The organism is Gottschalkiaceae bacterium SANA (assembly GCA_036323355.1).
In the GTDB taxonomy this organism is placed as follows: domain Bacteria; phylum Bacillota; class Clostridia; order Tissierellales; family GPF-1; genus GPF-1.
On the sequence record AP028876.1, the window covers coordinates 3,355,053 to 3,377,259 of the forward strand.

Annotated in this window: 24 protein-coding genes and 1 other annotated feature; of the genes, 5 read left to right on the top strand and 19 right to left on the bottom strand. The window is 43.9% G+C overall.

From position 1 onward, the window contains the following. Window position 1: 1 nt before the first annotated feature. From AC25CA_RS16125 to AC25CA_RS16155, 7 genes are all read right to left on the bottom strand, one after another. Entirely contained in the window at window positions 2-2,371 is a 2,370-nt protein-coding gene (locus tag AC25CA_RS16125; protein ID WP_486814871.1) for a heavy metal translocating P-type ATPase, read from the bottom strand. A 213-nt stretch (window positions 2,372-2,584) separates the two neighbouring features. Beyond that, window positions 2,585-4,177, bottom strand: coding sequence for a hypothetical protein (locus tag AC25CA_RS16130; RefSeq protein ID WP_486814872.1), 1,593 nt, complete (start codon window positions 4,175-4,177; stop codon window positions 2,585-2,587). 182 nt (window positions 4,178-4,359) lie between these two features. Further along, a complete protein-coding gene (locus AC25CA_RS16135) occupies window positions 4,360-4,488 on the bottom strand; it encodes a hypothetical protein (protein WP_486814873.1) in 129 nt (42 codons plus the stop codon). 320 nt (window positions 4,489-4,808) lie between these two features. Continuing rightward, entirely contained in the window at window positions 4,809-5,135 is a 327-nt protein-coding gene (locus tag AC25CA_RS16140; protein ID WP_486814874.1) for an iron-sulfur cluster biosynthesis family protein, read from the bottom strand. Between the two features lie 84 nt (window positions 5,136-5,219). Then, window positions 5,220-5,873: a TlpA family protein disulfide reductase gene (locus AC25CA_RS16145; protein WP_486814875.1), complete on the bottom strand. Its 654-nt coding sequence runs from the start codon at window positions 5,871-5,873 to the stop codon at window positions 5,220-5,222. A 10-nt stretch (window positions 5,874-5,883) separates the two neighbouring features. Then, complete coding sequence (locus AC25CA_RS16150; protein ID WP_486814876.1) at window positions 5,884-6,597, bottom strand: cytochrome c biogenesis CcdA family protein; 714 nt, start codon at window positions 6,595-6,597, stop codon at window positions 5,884-5,886. 87 nt (window positions 6,598-6,684) lie between these two features. Further along, window positions 6,685-7,557, bottom strand: coding sequence for a cation diffusion facilitator family transporter (locus AC25CA_RS16155; protein ID WP_486814877.1), 873 nt, complete (start codon window positions 7,555-7,557; stop codon window positions 6,685-6,687). A 144-nt stretch (window positions 7,558-7,701) separates the two neighbouring features. Between AC25CA_RS16155 and AC25CA_RS16160 the strand changes: the two genes are divergently transcribed. From AC25CA_RS16160 to AC25CA_RS16175, 4 genes are all read left to right on the top strand, one after another. Further along, a complete protein-coding gene (locus AC25CA_RS16160) occupies window positions 7,702-8,493 on the top strand; it encodes a polysaccharide deacetylase family protein (RefSeq protein WP_486814878.1) in 792 nt (263 codons plus the stop codon). A 202-nt stretch (window positions 8,494-8,695) separates the two neighbouring features. Then, entirely contained in the window at window positions 8,696-8,992 is a 297-nt protein-coding gene (locus tag AC25CA_RS16165) for a FeoA family protein (protein ID WP_486814879.1), read from the top strand. Between the two features lie 105 nt (window positions 8,993-9,097). After that, window positions 9,098-11,098, top strand: coding sequence for a ferrous iron transporter B (gene feoB / locus AC25CA_RS16170; protein ID WP_486814880.1), 2,001 nt, complete (start codon window positions 9,098-9,100; stop codon window positions 11,096-11,098). A 9-nt stretch (window positions 11,099-11,107) separates the two neighbouring features. Beyond that, window positions 11,108-11,284, top strand: coding sequence for a hypothetical protein (locus tag AC25CA_RS16175; protein ID WP_486814881.1), 177 nt, complete (start codon window positions 11,108-11,110; stop codon window positions 11,282-11,284). Between the two features lie 253 nt (window positions 11,285-11,537). Here the strand turns inward: AC25CA_RS16175 and AC25CA_RS16180 are convergent, their stop codons facing one another. From AC25CA_RS16180 to metG, 7 genes are read right to left on the bottom strand one after another with little or no spacing between them, the layout of a single operon-like run. Beyond that, window positions 11,538-11,768 carry a glutaredoxin family protein gene (locus AC25CA_RS16180; protein WP_486814882.1) on the bottom strand — a complete coding sequence of 77 codons (231 nt, stop codon included), beginning with the start codon at window positions 11,766-11,768 and terminating at the stop codon, window positions 11,538-11,540. Window positions 11,769-11,822: 54 nt separating this feature from the next. Continuing rightward, window positions 11,823-12,698, bottom strand: coding sequence for a lipoate--protein ligase family protein (locus AC25CA_RS16185; protein WP_486814883.1), 876 nt, complete (start codon window positions 12,696-12,698; stop codon window positions 11,823-11,825). Next, entirely contained in the window at window positions 12,695-13,561 is an 867-nt protein-coding gene (rsmA, locus tag AC25CA_RS16190; protein WP_486814884.1) for a 16S rRNA (adenine(1518)-N(6)/adenine(1519)-N(6))-dimethyltransferase RsmA, read from the bottom strand. The genes AC25CA_RS16185 and rsmA overlap by 4 nt, the downstream gene beginning before the upstream one ends. Continuing rightward, the gene (gene rnmV, locus AC25CA_RS16195; RefSeq protein WP_486814885.1) at window positions 13,542-14,090 is read right to left on the bottom strand and encodes a ribonuclease M5; all 549 of its coding nucleotides are present in this window, start codon (window positions 14,088-14,090) and stop codon (window positions 13,542-13,544) included. Before rnmV ends, rsmA begins: the two co-directional genes overlap by 20 nt. After that, window positions 14,091-14,867, bottom strand: coding sequence for a TatD family hydrolase (locus AC25CA_RS16200; RefSeq protein WP_486814886.1), 777 nt, complete (start codon window positions 14,865-14,867; stop codon window positions 14,091-14,093). An 8-nt stretch (window positions 14,868-14,875) separates the two neighbouring features. Further along, window positions 14,876-15,406 carry a hypothetical protein gene (locus tag AC25CA_RS16205; protein ID WP_486814887.1) on the bottom strand — a complete coding sequence of 177 codons (531 nt, stop codon included), beginning with the start codon at window positions 15,404-15,406 and terminating at the stop codon, window positions 14,876-14,878. A gap of 46 nt (window positions 15,407-15,452) precedes the next feature. Further along, window positions 15,453-17,465, bottom strand: a complete 2,013-nt coding sequence (gene metG / locus AC25CA_RS16210; RefSeq protein ID WP_486814888.1) for a methionine--tRNA ligase — start codon at window positions 17,463-17,465, stop codon at window positions 15,453-15,455. A gap of 64 nt (window positions 17,466-17,529) precedes the next feature. Continuing rightward, window positions 17,530-17,738: a binding site (T-box leader), on the bottom strand. A gap of 196 nt (window positions 17,739-17,934) precedes the next feature. Between metG and AC25CA_RS16215 the strand changes: the two genes are divergently transcribed. Then, window positions 17,935-18,201 carry an AbrB/MazE/SpoVT family DNA-binding domain-containing protein gene (locus AC25CA_RS16215; protein WP_486814889.1) on the top strand — a complete coding sequence of 89 codons (267 nt, stop codon included), beginning with the start codon at window positions 17,935-17,937 and terminating at the stop codon, window positions 18,199-18,201. A gap of 19 nt (window positions 18,202-18,220) precedes the next feature. Here the strand turns inward: AC25CA_RS16215 and rsmI are convergent, their stop codons facing one another. From rsmI to holB, 5 genes are read right to left on the bottom strand one after another with little or no spacing between them, the layout of a single operon-like run. After that, window positions 18,221-19,060, bottom strand: a complete 840-nt coding sequence (rsmI, locus tag AC25CA_RS16220; protein WP_486814890.1) for a 16S rRNA (cytidine(1402)-2'-O)-methyltransferase — start codon at window positions 19,058-19,060, stop codon at window positions 18,221-18,223. Window positions 19,061-19,074: 14 nt separating this feature from the next. Continuing rightward, complete coding sequence (locus tag AC25CA_RS16225) at window positions 19,075-19,815, bottom strand: tRNA1(Val) (adenine(37)-N6)-methyltransferase (RefSeq protein ID WP_486814891.1); 741 nt, start codon at window positions 19,813-19,815, stop codon at window positions 19,075-19,077. A gap of 56 nt (window positions 19,816-19,871) precedes the next feature. Then, a complete protein-coding gene (locus AC25CA_RS16230; protein WP_486816610.1) occupies window positions 19,872-20,078 on the bottom strand; it encodes a 4Fe-4S ferredoxin in 207 nt (68 codons plus the stop codon). 24 nt (window positions 20,079-20,102) lie between these two features. Beyond that, window positions 20,103-21,239 carry a PSP1 domain-containing protein gene (locus AC25CA_RS16235; protein ID WP_486814892.1) on the bottom strand — a complete coding sequence of 379 codons (1,137 nt, stop codon included), beginning with the start codon at window positions 21,237-21,239 and terminating at the stop codon, window positions 20,103-20,105. Then, window positions 21,211-22,200, bottom strand: a complete 990-nt coding sequence (gene holB / locus AC25CA_RS16240) for a DNA polymerase III subunit delta' (protein ID WP_486814893.1) — start codon at window positions 22,198-22,200, stop codon at window positions 21,211-21,213. The genes AC25CA_RS16235 and holB overlap by 29 nt, the downstream gene beginning before the upstream one ends. Window positions 22,201-22,207 lie beyond the last annotated feature (7 nt).

Genomic DNA, 22,207 nt, shown 5'->3' on the forward strand with positions numbered 1-22,207 from the left:
ATTATTTAATTTTCATCGCCTTCAAACGAAGGGAATTGCTTACAACTGAAACACTTGACAAGGCCATGGCCGCCCCGGCCAACATGGGGTTCAAGAAGCCCAACGCCGCCAGTGGAATGCCCGCCGTATTATAAAAGAATGCCCAGAATAAATTCTGGCGAATCACTTTCATGGTGGTATTGCTCAATTTAATGGCTAATGGGATGTTTCTTAAATCGCCACGCATTAAGGTGATGTCCGATGCTTCCATGGCGATATCTGTGCCCGTTCCCATGGCAAAACCCAAATCTGCTTGAGCCAAGGCCGGTGCATCATTGATGCCATCCCCAACCATGCCGACGATTTTACCCTGTGCCTGATAAGCTTCTACCGCTTGAGCCTTATGGTCTGGCAATACCTCGGCAATCACCTTTGTAATTCCCGCTTGAGCGGCAATGGCCTTGGCTGTACGTTCATTGTCACCAGTCAGCATCACGACTTCAATGCCCATCTCTTGCAAGTGACGTACCGCTTCTGATGAGCTTTCCTTCAAGGTGTCCGCAACAGCAATCCAGCCTGCAAGCTTTCCTTCCACCGCAAGAACCATGACCGTCTTGCCTTGGCTTTCCAATGCCTCAATATTTCCTGCTTCTTCGGTTAAATCAACCTTTAATTCCGCCATCCATTTCGGCTTGCCAATTACAATAGCATTTCCCGCTAGGCTTGCTGAAACGCCCTTGCCGGGTACCGCCATAAATTTTTCAACTGGCAGGATCTCTGCGCCCGCTTCTTTGGCTCGATCGACCAAAGCACGAGCTAAAGGATGCTCCGATGGGTCTTCCACGCTTCCAATCATTTGAAAGAAGGATTCTTCTGTGCCTGACTTCACACCAAACTCTGTAACGACTGGCTTGCCATGGGTCAATGTGCCTGTTTTATCGACAATAATCGTCTGAATCTTTTGTGCGCGTTCCAGGTGCTCCCCACCTCGAATCAAAATGCCATTCTCTGCGCCACGGCCAGTACCCACCATAATGGCAGTCGGTGTCGCAAGCCCCAAAGAACAAGGACAGGCGATAACCAATACGGCAACAGCTCGCAAGATTGCCGTTTCCATTCCGTAACCCAATCCAAGATGCGCTATAAATGCGACCAGTGCAATGCCAATAACAATCGGTACAAAAACACTTGATACCTGATCCGCTAATCGCTGAACCGGCGCTTTCGTTCCTTGCGCCTCCTCCACCATGCGGATAATTTGTGCCAATGCTGTTTCTTTTCCAATCCGGGTCGCCTTCATTTCAATGGCTCCGTTTGCATTTATCGTTGCACCAAAGACCAAATCATCCACCGCTTTATCCACCGGCAGGCTCTCCCCTGTCAGCATGGACTCGTCAATCGCCGTTTGCCCTGATATGACCATCCCGTCAACCGGGATCTTTTCCCCTGGCCGCACCAAGATTTCATCATGAATTTCCACTTGATCCAAAGGCAATTCCACCCATACGCCTTCGCGGCGTACCCGAGCCGTTTTGGCCTGCAGCTTCATCAGTTTCTTAATCGCTTCTCCCGTTCTGCCTTTTGCTCGCTCTTCCAACATCTTCCCCATTAAAATCAGGGTCAAAAGAACCGCGGATGTTTCGAAGTATAAATGACTATGACCAGAAAGAACCAAGTAGATGCTGTAAAAATAAGCTGCACTGGTTCCCATGGCTACCAATACATCCATGTTGGCTCCACCACCACGCAAACTATGATAGGCACCCTTGTAAAAAATTAAACCAACCGTAAACTGAACCACTGACGCCAATGCCCATTGTAAATAGCCATTAGAAAGAATCGTCTTCATTCCTGCCATTTCAAAAAACATAGCAGAAAGTAAGGGCAAGGATAGAATCGCTGCAAAAATAAATGACCGCCTCAGTTCTTCCTCTCTTGAACGTTTTTCCGTCTCGTCTACTTTTTTCTCTTGAGTTAAGTCAATCGGTCTATATCCCGTTTTTTCAATGACCTTCATCATTTCAACCTGAGAAATTGACTCCGAATCGAATAGAATGGTTGCTTTATTGGCTAGCAAGTTCACCGTAGCTCTATAAACCCCGTCCTGCTTGTTCATCGACCGCTCCACTCGAGCCGAACACGCCGCACAGGTCATTCCCTCCACCCCAATGGTTACTTGATTAATACTGGGGGTATAACCAGATTTTTGAATCGACGAGAAAAGGTCTGATACGCTCACTTGATCTGGATTATATTGTACAGTTGCAATCTCGGACAGTCCATTGACCATAGCGCTAACAACACCCTCTCGTTTCATTAATGCCTTTTCGACCCTTTGCGCACAAGCTGCACAGGTCATATCTTTTACTCGAATCCGTATGGTTCGTTCCATTTTTTCGCCTCCAATCCCCTCCCTAGGGGGGGTAGGTTCAGACTACCATCCTTTTCTTTTTCTGTCAAGCGTTACCCAACTTTCTTGATTGAACTTCTTACTCCTTCAAAAGATAAAAACGCTTCTCCAGTAAGCACTTTCAGACAAATCGTCAGCAAAATGAAAAGGGCTCTCCGAAGAGAACCCTTTGTCTGTTAGATCGATGACGATTCTTTATTGTATCCTTTTTCTATGCACGACTTTTGTCATACCATCGACTTGCTCCACCACAAAAAGTTCGATGGTATAAGAAATATTTCCTTCCTCATCAATTTGTAAATGAATTTCAATGGTTGCATCATCCTGACATGGCATTTCATCCACGCTTAGGCTCAATAAGAGGTCAAAGGGAATACCAAGCTCTTGCCCCTGATAGCTAATCATCAAATTTCTTGCACCCATACCTGCCTTGGCCAGCAAATCACAATATGGGATCTGAAGACGTAAATCATTGGTTTGCGCTTTCAATGGCGCTCGATAATCAACGATTCCCGTTTCTTCTTCCACTTGCTTTAACAAGCCAAACTTCTTGTCTGTAAATCGTGCAAATGTTTGGCCGCCAAAGGTTCTTTCCGCAATGACCGGACGCATACCGCCAGATCCTTCGGCTTTTTCATCCCAGTTCATTTGAATGAGTTCAATAAATATTTGACTAGGTCCTATTAATCTTAATTCATCTCTAATCGGTTCTTGTAAGCCTACAAATCGATTCTGTAAATACAAAGTCGATCCATTAGGCCCAGGAGAAATCCAACGGGCAGAATTAGTCGTTTCGATTTGATCAACCCGCTTTCCATCATAGCTATATCGCTGAAGGAAAACACGTCTTTGATTCGACTCAAGAATAATAACAACAATATGTTCTTCTGTCGTATACATATCACCGATTAGTAGACTTTGAAGGTCCTCTCCATAGCCGTCCACTTTCACTTCAAATCGAGGGGCTTCCACAGGATTTCTTTCAAGGCTGAATAAATGATCACGAGAAACAAGTGGTTGTGCGATAATTGGTAACGTTTCAATGTACAATTTTCTTTGATTCAGTTGAGAGAACAATTGAAATTCATTACTCTTCTCATATCCAGCGGCAATAATTTCCGAACCATCGGCAGAGAAATCAAAAACGACTGGATCGACAAATCCTAGTGGCATAACACGATCAATTTCTAGGACCGTATCATTAAAAACATCTGGTAAAACAGCAAATCGATATTCTCCTTGTACTTCAAGAAGTCCGTCTCGTTGACTTTCTCTGTCTTGAGAACTAGTCCTTCCGATCCAAGCAATTTGATTGCCGAACACTTCGAAGTCGTAACAATTCTCTCCAAAATTAGAAATCGGAATGCCATTTCCACTCGCATCGATCAAATAGGGTCCCTGTCCCTCTGCTAACAAGAATCCTTCACCCTGGTCAACTTCAAAGTCATAGACGTATCCATCCCGATAGAAGATCGACGCTGCCGAAGAAACCAATCCTGTTCTTGATACCGCAATCGTACGGTCTAGCTCAGGAGCCATGCCCCTTGCTTCAGGCAGCGATAAAGCTCTCACATTATCTGCCGACATTCTCACATAAACGGCCTCTTCCTTGGGATAATAGGTGATTCCGCTGATCGGATCTCCCTCGGGGTTTTCACATGGCCAACTGTAAAAAAGCTCTTGATTTTTTGTCAGTTCAACATTGGGTGGGGGTGTAGCTGTACCAGCAAAAGTCGTTTGCCCTAGAAGTAGCATGATAAGCGTAAAAATGATAACTTTTCTTTTCATCTTTCCCTCCTATTTTATCGTTATGTTTATTCTATCGGAAATTATCAGATAATGACCTTACGTTTTCTTACGTTCGGTTTCTAAGGAAAAATCAGTACTGTAAGCAAGTGCAAGCCTCCACCCAACTGCTTGATACATATACTTATCTCGTAAAAAAAAAACCCGACCTAGGTCGGGTTTTTTTAACAGCTGCCGCCACCTTCAAAATTAGAAGGTTCAACAACAAATCCTTTTCGAAGCCAACTATCGGAAAAATCAACGCGAAATTCGCCAAATTGATCCAATAACTCTTTCGAAACAATAAATTTCACTTCACTGCTATCATCTACATGATCCTCATCCGTTTGCTCATCCAGAGCAATGCCAAAACGCGGTCCCGATCAGCCAAAGCCTGAGACATATAGGCGCAAAGTTTGATCCAATGTATCCTTTTGCTCCATAATCCTTTTTAATTCTTCCAGAGCTGCTTGGGTTGCATGTACTTTCATCTTCTCACCTCCGTATACCCCTTATAGGTATGCTAATCTTATCAATTCAAACAAACTTTGTCAACACTTCTTCTCAATTTTTACCCATTCATTCGTTTTTTCAACATATAAAAAAAGGCTCCCAAATTGGGAACCCTTACTTTTTATACTGCGCAGCTGCCTCCACAAGAAGAACATCCACTTTCCGGTTGAACCGATGGAGTCAAGATAAATCCTTTTCTCGCATCTTCATCAACATACTCAATTGTAAAATCGCCATATTGCTCAAACAATTCAGTTTGCATAATGAAATCAATTTCATTTGCATTCGCCTCAAGATCGTCTTCTTTCTTATCATCAAACGCGAGGCCAAAGCTAGGGCCGCTACATCCAAATCCCGCTACATACAAGCGAACTGGCTTATCTGACTCTTTTGCTGCTAAAATCTTTTTCAGCGCGTCAGACGCTGATTGCGTTAAATTTACATTCATTTTGGAACCTCCATTCCTAGTAATTTGGTCGGGATTAATCGTATCATGATGTTTTACCCATGTCAAACCTTTTTCTCCTATTTGTCAATAGAGTTCCACTTCAATTTCATCTAGAATTTCAAAGACGCGTTCAATCGTTGCTACATTGTCCTCATACTCAGCTGCGCCGGGCACTGCCCCAATGAACTCTCGGTTTGGTCCTACATAAACCTTGGTCGGTGTCCCCGTCACATTAAATACCCAGGCGGAGTTATTCACATCTAAAACCAAATCATGCTCATAGACAATTCCTTTATCCGCTTCTCCGTCGATGTATTTTTGCAGACTCTTTGCTGAGTCGCCAATGCTGACAGAAATAATCACTACATCTTCATAGTCCGCATGAATGCGAGCAAGATCCGGCATCTCTTTAATACAATATCCACAACTAGTTGCCCAATAATCCAATACGACCATCTTGCCTGCATAATCACTCATTCGAACCTCGTTTCCTTGAGCATCTTCAAATATAAAATCATCCAAATACTCAAGAACCAGTTCTTCTGTTTCTTCTGGATCCGCCGTTTCTTGATCCGGATCAACTTCCGGTTCCGCTGGCGGTGTTTCTGTCACTGTTTCAGTAGCTTCCATAGCCTCTGGTGCAATTGCTTCCGCCTCTTTATCCACCGCTGGACTGCATCCAACAACAACGAGAGCGAGTATTAACAAGCCTCCAAATAAGAGCTTCTTTTTATTCATGATTACCCTCCTAATTCATCCATTCCACCAGCCATTGGCTGATGACAACTAATTTCCCTGTCATAATCAAGATTCCAAAGACCACAAGAACGGCTCCCCCAATCTTTCGAAGAATCAAAACAAAATGCTCAGAGCTTGCAATCCACCGATCTGCAACACCAATGAACCAGGCCGTTAAGAAAAATGGAACCGCCATACCCAAGGAATACACAAAAAGCAAGAATGCACCCTGAGAAGCCGTTGCTTCTCCGCCAGCAGTTACTAAAATTGCACCCAGTATCGGTCCAAAGCAAGGGGTCCAGCCCGCAGCAAAGGCCATGCCCATCAAGACTGCCGAAAACCAGCTCTTGATTTTCTTTGGTGCCTTTGCCTTTTTCTCCCGATTTAGAAAATTGGGACTAATTAAACCCAACATATACAAACCAAATACAATAATTAGTCCGCCACTAATCAGATTGAAAATAAATTGATATCGATTCATCAATCGCCCAATCATGGATGCAGACATACCGAGTGTCATAAAGATAAGAGTAAATCCAATGACAAAGCCTAGGGTTCTTATCATAATCTTCTTTCGAGACCGATTTTCTAAATCCGTGGTTTCTGAAATATACATCAAGTACGCGGGAACCAATGGCAAGAGACAGGGTGTTAAAAAGGAAGCTGCCCCCGCTGCAAATGCCACCCACAAGGTAATATCTAATGTTGGTCCTAAAATTTTCATCGCCTCCCTTTTGTGTCTTTATCATATTATACCCCCAAGGGGTAGTTCAAGCATTTTTCCAATTTTTTTACAATTTCTTCATATTCCTCAATGATGATCCGGCTCCACATGAACCGTAATCCCCAAGACATCTTCATAGGTATGCATGGCGAGTTCTTCAACCTGATCTGCTATGGTATGACCCGCATCCACACTGATTTCCCCATCGACTTGAATGGTGAGATCTAGATAACAGCCGGCAGAAATACGTCGAGATTGAATTTGAGTCAATTCAGCTTGAACTCGAGAGCTATTAATCACCCGTCTTAAGATATCCAACTCCTCTTCTGGAAGAGAAGCATCCATCAATTCATCGATGCCATGGATCAAAATTTCAATCCCGGTCTTCACAACAATTACTGCAACCACAATGCCAGCAGCCGAATCCATCCACAACAAACCAAATCGGCTCCCTAAAACCCCAATTAGAGCACCAAGAGATGAAAGTGCATCGCTTCGATGATGCCAAGCATCAGCCTGAAGCGCCGAAGATTTAAGGCGTTTTCCAGCCTTCATCGTATAGCGATACTGCCACTCTTTCACAGCGATCGATAAAACCGTGATCCAAACAGCCAAGACGCCCGGCGTCTCCAGCTGACCCATCCACAGGCTCTTCACTGCACCATATCCAATATTTACACCCACAGCAACAACCAAAAGCGACAAAACAAATGCAGCAATGGATTCTGCACGTTCATGACCGTACCGATGTTTTTCATCGGCCGGCTTTTTTGCGATAAAAAAACCCACCAGCAAACCAATGCTAGAGGCAATATCCGAAAAGGTATGGATACCATCTGCCAAAACAGCCCTTGAATGTGCAAATATGCCGACAAGAACCTTTGCGACACCCAATATTATATTAATCACAATTGCGATCCATAATACTCTTTTCCCTTCATTATACCGGTTTGTACTCATTGTTCTTTCCCCCTTATGGTCGAATATACCCTGTTTTCCCATGATCAACAAGGATTATTGAGAGATCGCAATGAATATAAGGTGCATGCAATTCTCAATTGCAGGTTATTCTCAATATGGTACAATAACCAAAGGAGGAAGAAAATGAAACGAAATAAAACACGAAAAATCATAATTGCTCTTCTGCTTGCCGTTTCTGTTTTCTTCGGCCTAGCAGAACGAAAACCAATAGAGGGTGTTCCTGTTTTACTTTACCACCAACTGGTATCTGATCGCGCTTATGAAGCTATGGAAAAAAACGATGCGATTATGTCTATTGGGGAATTCAAAAAGCAAATGGACATGATTGATCAAGCTGGATATCAAACCATTACCCTCGAACAACTCCAAAAACATATTAGCGGAGAAACACCCGCGCCCAAAAATTCCATTGTCATTACCTTTGATGACGGTTATGAAAGCGATTATAAGCTCGCCTATCCCGTGCTAAAAAAACATGGTTTTCATGCAGAATCTTTTTTAGTTACCAGTTTTTTAAAAGAAGATTCCCAAGATGAAGAACGCTTATCTTCATCGGATACAAGCATGATGAAAGATGTTTTCACCTTTCATTCCCATAGCCATGCACTCCACACCTTTGCTTACGAGCATGGTGACTTGAGCGAACTTCTGACAGAAAACCTGATGTGGGATACAGATCTCTCTTTGCAGTATTTAGAAATCAAAGGAATAAAAAGTGCAAACGATTTTGACGCATACGCATACCCCTACGGAAAGAATGATGAGCGATTCCAATCAGTCCTTCAAGATTTATCTGTCCGTCTTGGTTTTACAACCAAAAAAGGCTATGTACAAGCAGGATGCAACCCACTTGCTTTGCCACGCTTTGGTATTTACCCCGATCGACCCGGTCAATTATATCGAATCTTACACTAAATCCTCCATCCCTTTTTTGGGTAGAGGATTTTTTTTGAAAAAAGCATAAGAAAAACTTGACATTCTAATTGAGAATGATTATCATTCTTATTGAGAACTTGTTCACAATCTTGTTCACCACCTTGGCTTTCTTAGGAAGGTCATCTTTTTTCAAGTCCATTGAGAATCATTCTCAAATATCCCATTGATCTGGAGGCCCTCTATGACGACACATTCTACCATCAATTTACCTGTTCATTTGCCGATCACCTTAAGTAAACATACTCGTGCTAGCCAAACCGTAAAAAACATATCCCATTCATTAACTAATACACCTTATCAAATCAAAGAAATTCAAACAAACGATCAGGAACTCAAGGATTTCCTACTCACCCTCGGTTGTTATCGAGGAGAAACCATTACCGTAGTCTCAATTTTATCCGAAAGCTATGTCATCTTAATCAAAGATGCGCGATACAACATTGATCAAGAATTAGCTGAAGTCATTCACCTTGAATAAGTGAGACTTTCAACTATTCAATTGCACTCCCTCACCATACATACAGTACATCATCAATTATTTACCTCCCATCCAAAGCATTGGGAGAACATAAAGGAGAAAAATATGAAAATTGCACTTGCAGGAAATCCAAACAGCGGTAAAACAAGCCTATATAACGCGCTTACCGGTAAACTTGAGAAAATTGGTAACTGGGCTGGTGTTACCATCGAAAAAAAAGAAAGTCCTCTAAGAAAACAATACAATCCTACACATGAAGATCTTACCATCGTTGATCTACCTGGTGCTTATTCCCTCTCTCCTTTTACATCCGAAGAATCAATAACCCGGGACTTTATTTTAGAAGAAGCGCCCGATATTATTATAAACATTGTCGATGCAACCAACCTAAGCCGTGGTTTATTTTTCACAACACAACTCCTTGAACTGGGAATACCTCTTGTTTTAGCTCTCAACAAAACCGACTTACTTGCAAAAAAAGAAAAAGAAATCCGCGTGGCAGAGCTGGCTAAAGCCTTGGCTTGTCCCGTTGTTGAAACGATCGCAATAAAATCAAAAGATAATGGACTGGCATCATTAATTTCAACCGCAGCTGCGATTAAAGGAAAGACTCCAGCTCCTCCTTTTACAAGCAATCTTACCACGCTCTTACATAAAGAAGACCGAGAACTTGCAGACAAAAACCGATACGCATTTGTGAATACGCTCGTTTCAAAGGTTGAAATTCAAGAAAAAAAGAATAACCGTCAAACGAAACAGGATGCCGCCGATCGATTTATTGCCCATAAATGGTTTGGCCTTCCCATCTTCGCTGTCGTCATGTGGTCTGTCTTTTCCATCTCTCAAACACATTTGGGCCCCTTGCTAGCAGACCTCCTTGCTGGATTGATTGATTCTCTCTACACTTCGGTCGCTGGAATGCTTGGCGAAGGGGTGTCACCGGTTTTACGCGCCCTCCTACTGGATGGCATAATCGGTGGTGTTGGTGCAGTTGTCGGATTTCTTCCCCTCATCATGGTCCTCTTTTTCTTACTTGCTCTGCTTGAAGACTGCGGTTATATGGCAAGAGTCGCCGTTGTTATGGATCGCTTTTTCAAACGGGTCGGCTTATCTGGAAAATCAATTATTCCGATGATTATCGGAACCGGTTGTGCCATTCCAGGTATTATGGCAACAAGAACCATTCGCAATACACGCCAAAGAAGAACCACGGCTATGCTGACACCCTTTATGCCTTGTGGAGCAAAACTGCCCGTGATCGCTTTGTTTGCCGGCATATTCTTTAATGATGCAGCCTGGGTTGGAACCTTGATGTATTTTTTGGGAATTGCCATTATTGTTTTCGGTGCCTTACTCGTCATGCGAATTACTGGTGAAAAACACACGAAATCCTTTTTTATCGTAGAGTTGCCTGATTATCGATTTCCAAGCATAAAAAGGGCAAGCATTTCTATGCTATCCAGGGCAAAATCCTTTATCGTAAAAGCGGGTACCATCATCTTGCTCTGCAATGCCGCCATACAAATTATGCAAACCTTCAATTGGAAATTACAGGTGGTTGCTGAGGGTGCAGCCAACACAAGTATTCTAGCCAGTATCGCCTCTCCCTTTGCCATCTTAATGATCCCCTTGGGTTTCGGTGCATGGCAATTGGCAGCGGCAGCCATTACTGGATTTATTGCAAAAGAGAACGTAGTCGGAACCCTGGCTGTCGTCTATTCAATTACAAATTTCATCGATCCCGAAGCCAAAGCCCTGATTTCAGGAGGTGCAAGCGTCGCAAATATCATGGGATTGAGCTCAGCAGCCGCACTGTCCTATCTCGTATTCAACCTCTTTACTCCGCCATGCTTTGCAGCGATTGGAGCCATGAACGCTGAAATGGAAAGTCGAAAATGGCTTTGGGGAGGAATCGGATTTCAGTTTGGAATGGGTTATGTTGTCGCATTCTTTGTCTATCAATTGGGAACCCTTTTTACAACAGGTTTATTCGGCACTGGCTTCATCCCAGGATTGATTGGCGTCTCTGCATTTCTCGGCTTTCTCTTGCATCTCGCACGCAAGGGAAGTATGACAGAAGAAGAGTCACTAAAAACAGCAGCCTAGGAGGATCAAATGACTAATATACTCACGGGAATACTGATTATCACCATTCTTGGCTTGTCTATTTCAAAGATAATCCATGAAAAGCACAAAGGCTCAGTATGTATCGGTTGTCCCTATAGTGGATCAAAAGACTGCGCTTGCGCATGTAAAATCGTAGAATTTTCAGAAGAAAAACATCCTTTGTAACCCCCCCTCTTACTAGGATCATCTGAAGTAATACCTGCGTATTACATCACTCGCTTTCTGTATAAAAGGCACCCGACAGATTCGATCTCTATCGACTCTGTCAGGTGCCTTTTTTATTGATCAATTTTTTACCATCATCGCGCAATAAAAAAAGAATTGTGTCCGTATTTAAATCGAACCCAATCCTCTTTAAAATTTAAATTTTTTTCCGTTCCGTGGATGCCTCCGCTTCACTTACTCTGCGGATGGTGTTTTATAGTCCGAGCAATTGATCAATTCGTGCCTTGTCAAATCCAACGACTTCTTCTTCACCAATCACCAATACAGGTACGCCCATATGGCCTTTTGCCATCAATTCCTTGCGTGCCTCCATATCTGTTTGCACGTTTTTCTCTTCATATTCTACATTGTTCAATTTTAAATAATCCTTTGCTGCCACACAATGTGGGCATGTGTTTGTTGAATAAACGATCACTTTTTCCATGATAACGCCTCCTTTTTTCTTGTACAAATAATATACCCCGATCGGGTATCTTTGTCAACTAATATTTTGTTCTTTCATCCAACGGAGAATATCATCCGGCACTGATTTTCCTACCCCGCTTTGATCAAAACAATCAGAAAGCTGCAAAATTTTTCCGCTTTTAACCTTTATTTCATGATTCTCCCATTTTACGGTAAAGGGTGGAGTCATTCCCCGATTCCATTCCCAGGTTCTGTATTTCTCCTCCGCCAAAGCCTCCGCCTTCTCTATAAGATCACCATCCGGCTGCCACATTTTACAGGGTGTCGAATCCATAATTCCTTGAATCCAACGCTCCAGAAAAAGCTTTGTGGTCGTCTCAGGCAGATACTCTGATAAATTTACAATAGGCGACGGAACAGAAGGGGAAGCAAAGCTTTCAAATTCCACCCCACTGTCTCTGTCCAGTAATCGATGAATCCGATCCAGATCTGAATCAAAGAGCAGGGTCCCATGAAACAAGGTCGTATCGCGCCGCATATATTGCGCAGATCCAGATATCTTTTTCCCGTCAATGCGAAAATCATTCCGATCGGAGGTTTGAATATCCAAACCCATTGCTCGAAGACCCTGTAAAACCGACCCGTAAAGCAAGGGAAAATCAACCGTTTTACTGGGTACATCCTTCAAAATCAAGCTGTAATTAATATTGCCCTCGTCATGAACCACACAACCCCCACCAGAAATCCGTCTAAGTACAGGAATGGCTTTTGCTTGAGCATAAGCCAAATTTGCTTCAATCCAAGGATTTTGGTGCTTGCCTATAATCACAGAGGGTGAATTCCGGTACAGAAACAAGAGACTCTTACAATCGGCTTCAAAAAAGAAAATTTCTTCCAAGGCCAGATGAAAGGCGGGGTCTCTTCTTTCTGAAACAACAATCTTCATCATGCCAAAACCTCACCAATGGCGTCAGCCAGTCGGCCAAATTCCTCGAGGGACAAAGACTCTCCCCTTCGCTTGGGATCAATCTCCGCCGCTGCCAAGGCTTGTCGCAGAAGGTCCTTCTCAATCCCCATTGTCGAAGATAAGGTGTTCGGTAGGGTCTTTCTCCGTTGGGCAAAGCCCGCTTTAACAACACGAAAGAACATCTCCTCATCCTTTACATCCACTGCCGGCTTTTCTCGACGAACCAAGGCAATCACGGCTGAATCCACATTCGGTGATGGGAAAAAGGAATTCGAGGATACCGTCGTTACAATTTTAGCCTCTGCGTAGTATTGGACCGCAATAGAAAGGGTCCCATAGGCCTTGGTAGACGGTACTGCTTGCATCCGATCCGCCACTTCCTTTTGTACCATAACAACAATGCGCTCCACCGGCAGTTTTTGTTCAAAAAAGTTCATAATAATCGGTGTCGTAATATAGTATGGCAGGTTTGCCACAACTTTAACCTGGGCACCCGATAACTTTTCTTCAAACAATTGAGGCAAATTCAATTTCAAAATATCGCCATGTACCACTTCCACATTGTCATAGTCTTCAAGGGTTTCCTCTAATACTGGCAAGAGTCCCCGATCAATCTCTACGGCAACTACCCGGCCAGCTCGTTCGCATAGGACCTGGGTCAAGACACCAATTCCAGGACCAACTTCTAGAACCACATCCTTCTCGGTCAATTCAGCGCCCTCGGCAATCTGATCCAATACCGATCCGTCAATTAAAAAATTCTGGCCCAGGCTCTTGGAAAAGTGAAAGCCGTGTCGGCCCAAGACCTCCCGCATCACCGATGTCTTATATAGTCTCTCTTTCATGGGTCGCCTCCTTTATCGCGGATTTAAGTTCCTCATCTGTAATATCAAAATGATTCAATCGGCGCATAAACTGCAAGGTATTTCCATAGCCAAGTCCCAGCAGGCGGCCCACCCTGATCCGCAGATCTTTGGACCCCTTGCCGCCACACAAACCCAATTGAATCATATCGGTTTGAACATAGCGATCCACGCCTTCCCGCTCTGTCCGACAGGTTTCAAGAGCCTTTCTGATCGCCGCAACCGATGCATTCTCGACACCAATATTGCCCTTGTGCGTCGCCGCCTCCCGTGGAATAAAGGCATGCTTGCATCCTGGCACTTGTTTGGCTATTTCGTTTCGAATCCGTTCACCCGCATAATCCGGGTCCGTCAAAATAATGACGCCACAGCGCTTCTGTGCTTGCCGAATTCGATCAAACAGGTCTTCTGGATACCCAAATCCACTGGTTGAAATAATCTGACACGCCACAGCCTTTTTGACAGCGGAAACATCATCCTTACCCTCCACCACAATTACTTCTTGAATCATCTACTCTTCCTCAATTCCATAAATTCGTCTTGCATTTTCATCCGTGATCCGTCCAATTTCAATGGGATCCAAGCCACGAAGCCGTGCAATTTCCTGAATAATAAACCGTACCTTTGCCGGATCGTTTCGTTTCCCTCTAAAAGGTTCCGGGGTTTGATAGGGCGCATCCGTTTCCACCAATAAGCGATCCAACGGAACCCGGATTGCAGCTTCTTTGACTTTCTTGGCATTTTTGAAAGTCACTGTACCAGGCATTGAAATATAAAATCCCAGTTTTAGATATTCCTCCATGACCTCAACGCTACCGGAAAAGCTATGCAAAATTCCTTTTAAACGTCCGTCCTGCTCCGCCTTTAGAATTTCTACCATATCTCCGTGGGCGTCTCGACAATGAATATTCACTGGCATACCCAATCGTTTTGCCAAGCGAAGTTGATCGATAAACCACTTCTTCTGTACTTCTTTTGGCGATTGGTCCCAATAATAATCAAGTCCAATTTCACCGATGGCAACCGCCTTGGGATGATTGGCTAATTCTTCCAATTTCTCAAGATCACCCGTCTTCGCGAGGTGAGTCTCGTGGGGATAAATTCCCACAGCTGCGTAAAGGTAGACTGTTTTTTCGCACAAAGCTAATACCGCTTTGGCATTCTCTACATTCACAGAAGCATTCACCACCCCAGTCACTTCTCGGGCGGGTAGGTCAAGCAACAATTGCTGGCGATCTTCATCGAATCGTTTTGAATCCAAATGCGCGTGACTATCAAATATTCGCATATGACCTCCTATTTTTTCTTCTTTTTCTTTTTTGACTTTAAAAATCCAAACCTTTTTAATTCCGTTTCAACACGTGACCGATCGCCCACTACGCTCAAATACACGTCACGTCTTCGCCCTTTTTTCGTCTCAGCTACAAGGTGCAAACGAGACGTACCCGTCTTGCGTCCTGGCTCCATGTGCATTTCAATAACCTTGTCGTAGTCAAAATACGTTGTTGCCGCCTGGATTCCATGCTCGCGGATCTTGGGGGTCTGTGTTATATACACACCAAAATAAACCCACCAAAGTGCCCAAAAAGGCAATACGCTAAGCAATCCCGTTTGCCAGCTTGTACCCATACGCGTCATCTCATAGTAAAAGTAAAAAACGGTTAAGGCAACAAACATGACCGATAAAATCATACGCTGCTTCTTGTCCGCCTGAAAGGCATAGATGACTGCGCCTCCTCGTTTTTTAAATTGAAACAATCGGAAAAACAAGCTGCCCACCATGCCCACTGCCATAAATGTCAGTAAATAATAAAAATCAAACGTCATCGTACCCTCCTAGAATCAAGAAGGGGCCTGAAATCAGGCCCCTCGCTTACCAAACCTTTGTGCCTGAAGCGATGGAATCCGCTACTGTAGCCAAAGTAAAAGTTTCTTTGTCTTCCGCTGCCAAAATCATGCCATGGCTGATTTCTCCGCGTAGTTTTCTTGGTTTCAAGTTTGTTACAACCATCACCTGTTTACCAATTAAGGCATCGGGTTGATAGTGTTTGGCAATTCCCGAAACAATTTGACGCCGTTCTTCTCCCAATTGAACCTGAAGAACCAAAAGCTTATCTGCATTTGGATGCTTTTTCGCTTCCACGATCGTCGCAACCCGCAGATCCACTTTAGTAAAGTCATCAAATTCGATGATCTTGATTTCGTCCTTGTCTTCGGCTTCTTTTTCCTCAGCTTCCTTCTCCTCAGCTTCCTTTGCGGACTTTGCTGCCGGTTTTGCAATCGGCTGGCCTGTTTTCGCTGCGAAGAATTTTGCGTTTTCTTCATCGATTCGAATCAATTCCTTTTCGATATCGAGACGAGGGAAAAGGTTGGCTCCCTTAATGACGGTACGCCCAACTGGCAATGTACCCCAAACACCAACAACATCCCAGGTTGTTTCATGACCTTCTTCGATCCCCAATTGCGTCCAAATTCGATTTGATGTTTTCTCCATAAATGGACGAATTAAAATCGAAATAATTCGAATGGATTCCGATAGGTTGTATAAGACTGTATCCAATCTCGGTTTTCGTTCTTCATCCTTGGCTAAAATCCAAGGCGTTGTTTCATCAATATATTTATTGGTCCGGCTTACCAACTTCCAAATTGACTCCAATGCACCAGAGAAATCCAATTTATCCATGGCAGCTTCCACGTTCATCGAAGTATCGCCAGCCATTTTTTTCAGTTCTTTGTCAATGGGCTCCGTAACCGTTGGCGTCGGCATAATCGCTTGGTTATATTTCTCGATCATAGCAATGGTTCGACTCACCAAGTTCCCCAGATCATTCGCTAAATCTGAATTGATGCGAGACAAGAATTTCTCGCGCGTAAAGGATCCATCAGAACCAAAAGAAAACTCTCGAAGCAAGAAATACTTCAAAGCGTCAATCCCATAAAGCTCGATCAATGGCTCGGCATACATCACATTCCCTTTGGATTTTGACATCTTGTCATTGTCAAAAAGAATCCATCCATGTCCGAAAACCTGTTTAGGCAAGGGCAGATCCAAAGCCATCAACATTGCAGGCCATATCAGGGTATGAAAGCGAATAATTTCTTTTCCAACCAAATGCACATCAGCTGGCCAGAACTTCTCAAATTCTCCTTCATCATCAGATGAATAACCCAAGGCAGAAATGTAATTAAGTACGGCATCAAACCAAACATAAATAACATGCTTGTCATCAAAGGGTACTTTAATTCCCCAGTCGAAAGTGGTTCTAGAGACACAGAGATCATCCAAACCTGGTTTCAAGAAGTTGTTCACCATCTCTTTTTTTCTGGTTGCCGGCAAAAGGAAATTGGAATCCTCAGCAAAAAGCGTTTCCAATTCTTCTTGGTATTTCGATAATTTAAAGAAATATGCCTCTTCTTTGGCGATATGCACCTCACGGCCACAATCAGGACACTTGCCATCCTTTAATTGAGACTCCGTCCAAAAAGACTCGCAAGGGGTACAATAAAACCCTTCATATTCTCCTTTATAAATATCTCCCTTGTCATAAAGCTTTTGAAAAGCCGCCTGAACAGTCGCCTCGTGACGGGGTTCCGTTGTGCGGATAAAATCATCATAGCTGATTTCTAGATCACTCCACAGCTTCTTAACATCCTTTAAAATGCCATCCAAATACTGGATTGGTGTTAGGCCTTTGGCTTCAGCCACCAATTGAATTTTTTGACCATGTTCATCAGTTCCCGTCAAAAACTTTACATCAAATCCAGCCAATCGCTTAAAGCGGGCTAAAGCATCCGCTGCAACTGTCGTATAGGTATGTCCCAGGTGAAGATTCCCACTCGGATAATAGATCGGGGTCGTTAAATAAAATTTCTTTTTCTCACTCATTGTATCCTCCTTGTTTGCTTACCGCTGGGCACGAATTTTAGAGTCAAAAAGAACCCGCCCCGTTTGTAGAGACGAGATATCCCGCGGTACCACTCTACTTACAGATCGAGTCTGTCTCTTTCGTCATAACGGGGACGTTCCCGCACTGCCCTAACGCCAAGCGCTTAAGCATGTTGCTCCAGAACCATCTTCAATCGTTTGTCATATCGGGTCTCACCACCCCCGACTCTCTGAAAATTCAAACCGATTTACTTATTCCTTCAATGCAAAATCTCGATAGATAATAGCTACCCGTATTTTATCCAAACTCGCGTTCTTTGTCAAACAAGAGAGGCATAAGAAGTTTGTCAGCTTTCCGTTCTATGAAATTTATCATTTTTTTGGTAAAACTTCATTAATTTGGTTAAGATTTCAAAATCATGGGTACAAGTTAATTGAGTAAACAAATATTAAAGAAAGGAGCGATACGATGAAATCAACCGGCATTGTTCGTAGAGTCGATGAGCTCGGCCGAGTCGTTATACCGATTGAACTTCGCCGAACGCTGGACATCGCTGAAAAAGACGCTCTAGAAATATTCGTAGATGGTGAAAAGATTATCTTGAAGAAGTATAATCCAGCGGACGTGTTCACCGGATCATTAGAAGATTTAATCGAGTACAAAGGTAAAAAAATTGCTAAGTCGACAATCATCGAATTAGCACGTATTGCAGGCATGACCGTTACAGAAGATTAAAAAAAAGTCCAAGGAGGATTTATTTCCCCTTGGACTTTTCTTTAATTTCCATGGCCCATTGATAAGCCTCATTTTTTTTCACAGAGAAAACAGACACCGCTTCCTTAACCAAATCTTTGGTACTCTTTCCTTCTAGCGCCCACTCTTCCATGGTCGTCACAATTACTTCCTTGGAAATCACTTCTTCAACATGGTCGGCACCTTCCACAACCAGTACAAACTCTCCCCGAGGAGATTCAAAGGCAGAAATTGCTTGAACAATCGTGCCCCGATACACTTCCTCAAACTTCTTTGTCAACTCTCGACAAACCGCAATTTTTCGATTTCCAAATCCCGTTTCCAAATCGGCCAGAACCCCCTTCAATCGATGGGGAGAAGCATAGAAGATCAGGGTTTCTTCAATCTTTGCCAATTGACCAATCCGTAGGCGCCGGTTTTTCTTATCGTGAGGCAAAAATCCCTCAAAGAAAAATCGTCGCGTAGACAATCCGCTAGCCACCAAAGCAATCGAAAAGGCTGTCGGGCCAGGCAATACCGTAAAAGGAATTCCCGCTTCAATGGCCAATTGCACCAAATGTTCACCCGGATCCGAAATACCAGGCATCCCCGCATCAGAAATCAAGGCAATCTTTGTTCCTGCCTGCATTTTTCGAATCAATTCCGGACCCCGGCTGCGCAGGTTATGCTCATGATAAGAGATCAAGGGTTTTTTTATCTCGAAATGCGTCAAAAGTTTCAGACTGTGGCGGGTATCTTCACAGGCGATTACATCCGCATTTTCCAGCGCCTCCAACGTACGAAGGGTAATATCCTGCAAATTACCTATAGGTGTCGGGCAAAGCCATAATTTCGTTTCCATCTGATCCCCTCCTCTTATTTTTTCCAAATATCTTCATAGGCCTTATGAACCTCGGGCCTATATTCTCCATTCTCGTCATATACAAAAAATGCAGGTTCCATAATGAGATCGGCTTTTCCTCCCCGAACGCCCTTTATTAAAACAATATTGGGTCGTTTTCCCTCTTTGGGATAGATCAAACGGATCCGTTTGGGCTCGATTCCGTGCTTCTTCATCAAGGTAATAATCTCAACCAAGCGCTGTGGCCGGTGAACCATATAAAACCGTCCCTGGCTGTTCAAGAGATATGCAGCGCTTTCAATGAGGCTTTCTAGCCCCGCAGTAATCTCATGGCGTGCAATGGCCTTATGGTCCGTCGGATTGACCATCCCGCCGCCCATAGGCTTATAAGGCGGATTCATGGTCACTACATCGAAACTATGAGGCTTTTCCATCTCCCTAATCCGCGAGGCATCCCCGACTTGAATGGAGATTACCTCTTCCAAGCCATTCATGGAAACGGACCGTTGTGCCATTTCCGCAATCTCCGCTTGAATCTCCAGTCCATAGATCCTCGTTCCTTTATTCTTCCCATACAAAAGCAGGGGAACGATCCCATTCCCCGTACAAAGATCCATAATTTTGGCTCGCTTGTTGGCTTGAACAAAATCCGCTAGAAGAACGGCGTCAATGCCGAAGCAAAACCAATCTGGATTTTGAATAATTTGTAACCCTTTAAGCTGTAGGTCATCGACCCGTTCATGTGATTTGACCATTGGTCCCCTCTATAATGAAAAAAATCCGCAAATCTGCGGATTTTTTCGATCTGCTCTTATTCTGGTTGTGGAGCGTCTACAGGACAAACGTCCGCGCAAGCGCCGCAATCGATACATGCATCGCTGATTACGTAAATATCTCCGGCAGTAATAGCGCCTACTGGGCACTCTGCTTCACATGCACCGCAAGCGATACAAGCGTCTGAAATTTTATACATTTGATTCACCTCCTCGGGTTTTGATAATACTATATCATTTCTTATCTTCCTTGAAAACAAGTATTTTATCTATTCTTCATTCTTCTTTTCCGTGGCTGCCGGTTTATTCGGATTCGGTCGGCGTCTGCCACTTCGCCTCCGTTTGCTTCCCCTGGACTGCGCACGATCTTTCCCATCAATTCCCGTTAATTTTTTGTTGATTGCGGAGGTTTGAATCTGATCCCGCTTGGCTTGAGGCAGCTTCATTTTTTTCGGCACTTCTTCCACCAAGTTTTCAGCAGATGGCTTCGCCTCGCCTTCTTTTTTCGGTTCCTCATAAAGGTCATCTAAAAAGTCATTCACCGCTCCCAAATCAATTTTCGATTCAAATTTACCCTTAGGCTTTGGCTCTGGCTTTTTATAAATCGACACTTCTTTGGCGTCATAGGTCACAAACTGATCGGGACCCCGCTCATTTCGAAAACGAACTTTTACTTTTCCACGCAAAATATCCAAATCAAATACCTTGCCTACGCCATCAGGCGTATCCACCATCTTGTTGACCTTTGGTAATTCTTTCAGCAATTCTACATAATGCGTGTGCTCGTAATTCAAGCAACACATCAATCGACCACATACACCGGATACCTTGGTTGGATTCAAAGAAAGATTTTGATTCTTGGCCATTTTAATGGATACAGGTGCAAATTCCCCTAGGAAACTATTGCAACACAATTGACGTCCGCAAGAGCCCATGCCGCCAACAATCTTGGCTTCATCTCGCACACCAATTTGGCGCAGTTCGATTCTTGTGCGGAAAACACCTGCCAAGTCCTTAACCAATTCCCGAAAGTCAACGCGACCGTCAGCGGTGAAATAGAAAATAATCTTATTGTTGTCGAAGGTATACTCCACATCCACCAATTTCATTTCCAATCCGTGCTTGTCAATCCGTTCCTGGCAAAGCCGAAATGCATTCGGCACCTTTTCCTTATTCTGTTTATGGACCTTCCGATCCTCGTCCGTTGCAATCCGAATAACCGCTTTGAGGGGGTGATTCATTTCCTGTTCCGAAATTTCTTTCGGTCCACTCACCACATCTCCAAACTCTAATCCCCGCGCGGTTTCAACGATGACTTGATTTCCCGCTGCTAGATCCAGATCGCCGGGCGTGAAATAATAAATTTTTCCCGCTTGTTTAAAGCGAATGCCTACGATCGTTTCCACTTATTTCCTCCTGAATGATCCGGAACATATGCTGAAGCCCAACTGTCAGATTGAGATTTCTTCGCAATTGTTCCTTTGTCTGAATAATCTGTTCTATTATACCATAGATCGCACTTTCTGACACCCTTCGAGCCGTCTCCTTAACCTGGATTCGTCTGGTCGGATTCAAAATTCGGCTATCGTCCCGCGTGGTTTTCATTACCAGCACATCCCGAAAGAAATTCAAGAAATCATTCAAAATGGCATCGGCCTCTTGCTTTCGTTTTTCAAAGAGGGCAAGAAAGGGAAGAATCTGCAAGGATTGCGGCGACAACAAATACAATAAGGCTTGTTCCGAGGCTTCCTGAAGGGCTTGAAATTCCTTAGACTCCAAGAGCGAAAGGGCATGCCCCGGTCTACCTTCAGAAAGACGAGCAAGGCTTGTTGCCGTTTCGGGGTCGACACCCCGTTCTCTTAAGCCCATGACCAATTCCGCTTCCTCCACTGGATAAAAACGAATGGCCTGCACCCGGCTTCGAATAGTTGCTAACAATCCTTGAGGATTCGCAGTCACCAAGATGATCACCGTTTGCGCCGGCGGCTCCTCAAGACTCTTTAGCAAGGCATTTTGCGCCGAGGCAGTCATTTTGTCCGCATCATCAAAGAGAAAAATCTTGTATCCACCTTCATAAGAACGAATCTGCAATTCGTGAATCGCAGTTTCCGCCTGTTCCCGCTTGAGCGACCTGCCCTCCGGCATATAGACATGAAAATCAGGATGGTTTCCCGCCGCGAACATCTGACAACTATGACAGGTGCCACAATGACCCTCTCCTTGCTGGCACAACAAATCCATGGCAAAATTGAAGGCCATCTTTTTTTTCCCGATGGCCTCCGGTCCTTCAAAACAATATCCATGAGCGACCCGTTTGGTGCGGATCGCTTCTTTCATTTGTTCCTCTTGCGCTTGATGTCCTATCATCCTGTAC

Coding starts and splice junctions, on each gene's coding strand:
- AC25CA_RS16125 (WP_486814871.1), bottom strand. CDS start 2,371: ATGGAACGAACCATACGGATTCGAGTAAAAGATATGACCTGTGCAGCT.
- AC25CA_RS16130 (WP_486814872.1), bottom strand. CDS start 4,177: ATGAAAAGAAAAGTTATCATTTTTACGCTTATCATGCTACTTCTAGGG.
- AC25CA_RS16140 (WP_486814874.1), bottom strand. CDS start 5,135: ATGAATGTAAATTTAACGCAATCAGCGTCTGACGCGCTGAAAAAGATT.
- AC25CA_RS16145 (WP_486814875.1), bottom strand. CDS start 5,873: ATGAATAAAAAGAAGCTCTTATTTGGAGGCTTGTTAATACTCGCTCTC.
- AC25CA_RS16150 (WP_486814876.1), bottom strand. CDS start 6,597: ATGAAAATTTTAGGACCAACATTAGATATTACCTTGTGGGTGGCATTT.
- AC25CA_RS16155 (WP_486814877.1), bottom strand. CDS start 7,557: ATGAGTACAAACCGGTATAATGAAGGGAAAAGAGTATTATGGATCGCA.
- AC25CA_RS16160 (WP_486814878.1), top strand. CDS start 7,702: ATGAAACGAAATAAAACACGAAAAATCATAATTGCTCTTCTGCTTGCC.
- AC25CA_RS16165 (WP_486814879.1), top strand. CDS start 8,696: ATGACGACACATTCTACCATCAATTTACCTGTTCATTTGCCGATCACC.
- feoB (WP_486814880.1), top strand. CDS start 9,098: ATGAAAATTGCACTTGCAGGAAATCCAAACAGCGGTAAAACAAGCCTA.
- AC25CA_RS16175 (WP_486814881.1), top strand. CDS start 11,108: ATGACTAATATACTCACGGGAATACTGATTATCACCATTCTTGGCTTG.
- AC25CA_RS16180 (WP_486814882.1), bottom strand. CDS start 11,768: ATGGAAAAAGTGATCGTTTATTCAACAAACACATGCCCACATTGTGTG.
- AC25CA_RS16185 (WP_486814883.1), bottom strand. CDS start 12,698: ATGATGAAGATTGTTGTTTCAGAAAGAAGAGACCCCGCCTTTCATCTG.
- rsmA (WP_486814884.1), bottom strand. CDS start 13,561: ATGAAAGAGAGACTATATAAGACATCGGTGATGCGGGAGGTCTTGGGC.
- rnmV (WP_486814885.1), bottom strand. CDS start 14,090: ATGATTCAAGAAGTAATTGTGGTGGAGGGTAAGGATGATGTTTCCGCT.
- AC25CA_RS16200 (WP_486814886.1), bottom strand. CDS start 14,867: ATGCGAATATTTGATAGTCACGCGCATTTGGATTCAAAACGATTCGAT.
- AC25CA_RS16205 (WP_486814887.1), bottom strand. CDS start 15,406: ATGACGTTTGATTTTTATTATTTACTGACATTTATGGCAGTGGGCATG.
- metG (WP_486814888.1), bottom strand. CDS start 17,465: ATGAGTGAGAAAAAGAAATTTTATTTAACGACCCCGATCTATTATCCG.
- AC25CA_RS16215 (WP_486814889.1), top strand. CDS start 17,935: ATGAAATCAACCGGCATTGTTCGTAGAGTCGATGAGCTCGGCCGAGTC.
- rsmI (WP_486814890.1), bottom strand. CDS start 19,060: ATGGAAACGAAATTATGGCTTTGCCCGACACCTATAGGTAATTTGCAG.
- AC25CA_RS16225 (WP_486814891.1), bottom strand. CDS start 19,815: ATGGTCAAATCACATGAACGGGTCGATGACCTACAGCTTAAAGGGTTA.
- holB (WP_486814893.1), bottom strand. CDS start 22,200: ATGATAGGACATCAAGCGCAAGAGGAACAAATGAAAGAAGCGATCCGC.